This is a genomic window from Micromonospora sp. WMMD736 (genome assembly GCF_049179015.1).
In the GTDB taxonomy this organism is placed as follows: domain Bacteria; phylum Actinomycetota; class Actinomycetes; order Mycobacteriales; family Micromonosporaceae; genus Micromonospora.
In genome coordinates this window covers 1-5,012 of sequence record NZ_JBMHMI010000016.1, presented here as the reverse complement: position 1 = coordinate 5,012, position 5,012 = coordinate 1, and the positions used below count along the sequence as shown (strand labels likewise).

The following is a 5,012-nucleotide window of genomic DNA, read 5'->3' as shown; positions in this document are numbered from 1 at the left end:
ACGGCGACCGTGGCCCAGTCGACGTGGGGAGCGTTACCGCTCAGCAGGGCGGTGTTGTGGCTGGCGTTGACGATCAACGGTCGTTTACCCGGCGCCAGCGCGTAAGCATCGTCGAGCGAGTTGGGGGCCTCGGGCACCTCGATCAAACCGGCGCGGTCCATCAGTTCATACATCGCACCCTGCATCCGGCTGTTGCGTGCACCGTAAAACAGGGGACGCGGATACCCGGTGCGGCCACCCTGCCAGGGCGCAATGCGGGCGAATTCGTAAGTCCCACTGGGGCCTTTCTTCGCCATTGTCAGAAGGTTGCGCGTACCGACGCCGCGGCCGTCGATGATATCGCCGTACAAAGCGTTGACGTATGCGTACTGCGGCACATTCAACGCGTAGCAGATGTAGTCGGTGCCATGGCCCCGCAAGGTCGCGCCGTCCTTGAGCCGGCGAGTCTCCTCGGTCCGCGGTCCGGCCAGCACGACCCTTCCGCCGAACTGTTCGCTACGCGCCAGCCGTGCTGCCATCACGCTGGCGGTGAAACCAGCACCCGCGATCACCACAGAGTCGTAAAACGGGCGCGACCCGGTACCAGCGAAGCGATCGACGAGCTTGCTGATGTGTGCGTGTCGTATTGCATCGCGATCGGTCGGAGAGCAGGCGGCGTCCCTGCGAGTGATCGGCTCCGAAGCCACCGCATTCGCAGCCGGTTTGATCTCATCGAGAGTTGTCATGGATGTACCCTTGCTCCCCTTCTTTGGATGTCAACGAGCCTATGTCCGGGTGGAGCCGGCGAACATCCTCCTAGCGCCGGATCTATGTCCTTCGATGCACGGTGTTGAAAGGCCGCCGGCCTCCCTAGATTTGCGGTCGACCTATCCAAAGGGGTCAGGGGGTGCTCAACGTTGCCCAGATCCTGTCAGCCGCGACCGCCGCCGACGCTGGGCGCGCATCGCGATGATCTCGTGATGACGTCCTGGCAGCCGACGGATCAGTCCGGTTGAGAGCACCAGCTCCCCCATGGCCACGCCGCTGGTCACGAGGGTTGAGCACCGGGACGCAGGCTACTGGCAGCATGGACCAACATCGAGAAGCTGACTAAAGGCGTTCACAGATCACCCGTGCGGCACAGCCGCAAGTGCCGACGGAGGTGACAGTAGATGTCCGATCCTGCAGCGTATGAGTTCTCGCGTCGCGCAAGGAGCAGGACAGGTTGACCGACAACGAAGTACGTCTGGTGTCGCCGACTACAACACCAATCGACCGGAATGGCGCTGTACCACTGTCCGACTCCTCGCCGCAGAACTACGCCAACTAAACTGCGGCTGGCCGGCCATCAGCGCCGAGATCGAAATGGCCTAGGCCAGAGCGACACTTCCGATGGTGACGGCGTGGTCTTGAGACCTAGCCGGCATCCGCCAATTCGTAGGGGCTGGGCGCATTGTCTATGGCCCACTGCTTTTCGGCCTCCGAGAGTGGGGGCGGCGGCTTGAGCCCATTCACTCGCCACAGATCCATCGCCGTTTCATCGATGTGGATTTCCGTGCGCAAGCCACGGGCGGTGGTGAAGGGCGCAAGACGATCGCAGACGACGGTCATGCAGAGTTCCCTGAACGCCGGGTCATCCATCTGGCGCGCAATGTGATCGACGACAAAGCGCACGAAGTCGTTGGCCAGCTCCCCGCCCAGCCACATCGAATCTGGGGGGTACTCGTCGAACCGCACCACCACATAGAACTTGGGCAGGTCGACGAACTCCACGTAGATCGACGTGATTGCCTCGCTGATCTTCTTCTTGTCTTCAGCGCTGTACACGCCCTCAGGCGCGTGAACAATCCACATTGGCATGTGCTTTCCCTTTCTAGTTGTGCGACAACTCGCGAGCCGGCGCAGCCGGGCTGATACCGCTCTTCACACCGAGATGCTCGACGAAGTGGTCACGAGCTGCGCTGGAGGCGATCTCGAACCCCTCGCCCGCGTAAAGACCAAAGTGGCCTCCGTCGGTGATCAACAACCGCTTCGGCTCCTGGGCCATCTGGTAGGCCTCGAACGCAAATTCATGCGGGGCGCACGTGTCGACTTGGGCGATGATCATCAGCAGGGGTGTCGGGGAGATGCGGCGCACAAAGGATCGCGGTGAGTACTCCGAGATCAGGTCGAAGCTGTGTGCTGTTACCGCGTTCTTCCACCTCGGGGCCTCCGCGCCTGCGGTGCTGAACCACTCCCACGCCTCGTGATCGGGCATCATGGATGGCGACATCGGATCGGGATCGACGGCAGGCATCAAAGCCGGCTCGCCACCGGCGAATCGGTGGGCCCGGTCGGCGTCGAGGTTGTCGAGCAGGTGCCCGAGTAGGTCCGGGCGCACCAGCCACCGCGCGGTGTCGTAGCCATCGATGAACGGGACCTGGGACACCACTGCCTTCACCCTGCGGTCGACCGCCGCGACGGTGAGGACCAGACCGCCGGAGAAGCTCGTACCCCACACCCCGACACGTTCGGGATCCACTTCCGGGCGAGTGATCGCGTACGAGATCGCGTGCCGGTAGCCGCGGTACTGCGCAACCGGATCCACCTCCTGGCGGGGAGTCCCGTCGCTTGCCCCGAAATTACGGTGGTCATAGAGAAGAACATTCAGACCCGCGGCCGCGAATACCTCCGCGAAGCCTGGTAAGGCCATTTCCTTGACCGCTGTCAAGCCGTGTGCCATGACCACGACGGGCGCTGGGGCAGTGCTGCCCTGCGCGGCATAGAAGTATCCCCGGAGAGTCACATCTCCGGCATTGAACTCGACGTCTGCGTAGCTCATTCTTCTCCAGTTCGAACGCGAGGGGGTTTTCGCGGTGGCGCTTGATTTGGCCTTTCTCAGCCGCACGTTGTCTGTCGTGCCTGTGGTCTCGGCCATGTCGACGGTAATTCGGCGACGGCCGCCACAACTAGGACGAGGCTGACGCGCACTGGTATCGCGCTGCCAACGTCAGGAGCCGCTCTTGGTATTCATCGTGTCCGACCGGAGCCCGCCTTGGCCGCGGGCCATCGCGCGAAGCCTGCGCAATTGAGCAGTGCTTTCCAACTTGCGTTGCTGTTCGAGATCGAGGACCTCGGCCGACTGCAACAGTCTCTTGGTCTCTCGAACAGCTTCCGTATCGGACTGCAGTACAGACTGAACCAGGACATCTACCTCCCTCGCGAGATCATCGAGGGGCACAACGCTTTGGGCAAGACCAATCGTGGCGGCTTCCTGCGCATCGATACTGCGCGCCCGCACACAGACTTCCAGCGCACGCCCGTACCCGACCTGTCTGACCAGCGGGGTGGTTCCGGTCAGGTCGGGTACCAAACCAAGCGCGGGCTCTCTCATACAGAAAACTGCGTTGTCGGCCACAACGCGGACATCACAAGCCAGGGCGAGTTGGAAACCCGCACCCACTGCGTGACCGTGCACCGCGGCGATCGAGATGAAATTCGGGTCGCGCAGGAACATGAAGCCCTGCTGGTACTCGTCCATCGTGCGCAGCGCGGACATGTCTGTCCCATTGAGGAGATCTCGCACGGTTTCCACTTCGAGGGAGTCGTCGAGCATGGATCGATCCAGCCCGGCGGAGAAGGATGGCCCTTCGGCACGAACAATCACTACCCGAACTTCGCCGGGCATCGAACGCCCAAGCGCGGCCAATGCGCGCCACATTGCCGGGGTTTGGCTGTTACGGCGTGCAGGTGCGCAGAGCACAATCTCGGCGACTGGCCCGTCCACTGAGAATTCCAGCCCCGCCGAACGCAACTCGTCTGCAGTCGGTGCCGCGCCCGTTCCATTGGACGTTCCAGACATCGTCGTCCTTCCTTTCCGGTCGGTGAAAACTTTCGCGAATTCACATACTTTCGCCTACTGCGTCGCGTCAGATCGTCGCGGCCAGCTCGGTGCCTTCGCGGATAGCACGTTTAGCGTCGAGCTCAGCGGCCACCGACGCGCCACCGATGAGGTGGGCACGTGCGCCTCTGCGTGTCAGCTCGTCGTAGAGGTCACGATGGGGCAGTTGGCCCGCACAGACGACGACAGTGTCCACCTCCAGCGTGTCCGCGGCGCCGTCCACGGTGATGTGCAAACCCGCGTCGTCAATCGCGTGGTAGCTCACCCCGGACATCATCTGAACACCGCGTGCCACGAGGTCGGCTCGGTGGATCCATCCCGTGGTAAGCCCGAGTCCCGCACCAACTTTGTCCTGTTTGCGCTGCAGCAGATAGACCGAGCGCGGAGCGTCGATCTTCACCGGGGCTTTGACCCCGCCCGCAGCATGGGGATCGACGTCCACACCCCAGTGCTCGAAGAACACATCGTGACGGTCGATACCGTGCGCTTGCTGATCGGTGATAAACGCTGCGACATCGAATCCGATGCCTCCGGCTCCGATGATCGCCACCCTTGCGCCAACGGGCGCCGTGCCACGTAGAACATCGATGTAGCTGACCACCGAAGGGTGCTTTGCACCGGTGATCGATATGTCGCGCGGCTTCACGCCGGTCGCGAGGACAACCTCGTCGAAGCCCTCCTTCAACAGCATGTCTGCCGAAGCCCACGTATCGAGTCGGATCGAGACCCTCGCCTCTTCGAGCTCGCCCTCGTAATACCTGATCGTCTCGCGATACTCCGACTTTCCGGGAATGCGCCAAGCCAGGTCGAATTGTCCGCCGAGCGTGGGTTGGCATTCGAACAACGTCACTTGATGACCCCGATGGCCGGCGAACGCGCTGAACGCCATACCCGCCGGCCCTGCTCCCACCACTCCGATGCGCTTCGTCCTGTGTGGACGAATGGTGTTCAGTGTCAGCTCGCGGCCTGCCCGCGGATTCACCAGGCAGGTGGTGAGCTTCTCGGCCAACGTATGGTCGATACACGCCTGGTTGCAGGCGATGCAGGTATTGATCCGGTGCGCCCTACCGGCGCGCGCCTTTCTCGCGAACTCAGGGTCGGCGAGAAGCGGACGGGCCATGGCCACCAAGTCGGCATGACCGCTGCGCAGGAT

The 5,012-nt window shown here is 62.6% G+C and carries 5 protein-coding genes; all 5 read right to left on the bottom strand.

What is annotated here, in order from left to right:
* Nucleotides 1-725, bottom strand: a 725-nt coding sequence (locus tag ACN269_RS32675) for a hypothetical protein (RefSeq protein ID WP_421476882.1), incomplete at its 3' end; no start/stop codon positions are given.
* Nucleotides 726-1,395: 670 nt separating this feature from the next.
* On the bottom strand, nucleotides 1,396-1,839 hold the full coding sequence (locus ACN269_RS32670; RefSeq protein WP_421476880.1) for a tautomerase family protein: 444 nt from the start codon (nucleotides 1,837-1,839) through the stop codon (nucleotides 1,396-1,398).
* A gap of 13 nt (nucleotides 1,840-1,852) precedes the next feature.
* A complete protein-coding gene (locus ACN269_RS32665; protein WP_421476878.1) occupies nucleotides 1,853-2,896 on the bottom strand; it encodes an alpha/beta hydrolase in 1,044 nt (347 codons plus the stop codon).
* A 72-nt stretch (nucleotides 2,897-2,968) separates the two neighbouring features.
* Nucleotides 2,969-3,820, bottom strand: a complete 852-nt coding sequence (locus ACN269_RS32660) for an enoyl-CoA hydratase/isomerase family protein (RefSeq protein ID WP_421476877.1) — start codon at nucleotides 3,818-3,820, stop codon at nucleotides 2,969-2,971.
* 67 nt (nucleotides 3,821-3,887) lie between these two features.
* Nucleotides 3,888-5,012 (bottom strand): FAD-dependent oxidoreductase (locus tag ACN269_RS32655; protein WP_421476875.1); only part of this gene is annotated, 1,125 nt, incomplete at its 5' end.

Excerpts from the sequence above, each read along its gene's own strand:
- ACN269_RS32665 (WP_421476878.1), bottom strand. The coding sequence starts at position 2,896 with ATGGCCGAGACCACAGGCACGACAGACAACGTGCGGCTGAGAAAGGCC.
- ACN269_RS32670 (WP_421476880.1), bottom strand. The coding sequence starts at position 1,839 with ATGCCAATGTGGATTGTTCACGCGCCTGAGGGCGTGTACAGCGCTGAA.
- ACN269_RS32660 (WP_421476877.1), bottom strand. The coding sequence starts at position 3,820 with ATGTCTGGAACGTCCAATGGAACGGGCGCGGCACCGACTGCAGACGAG.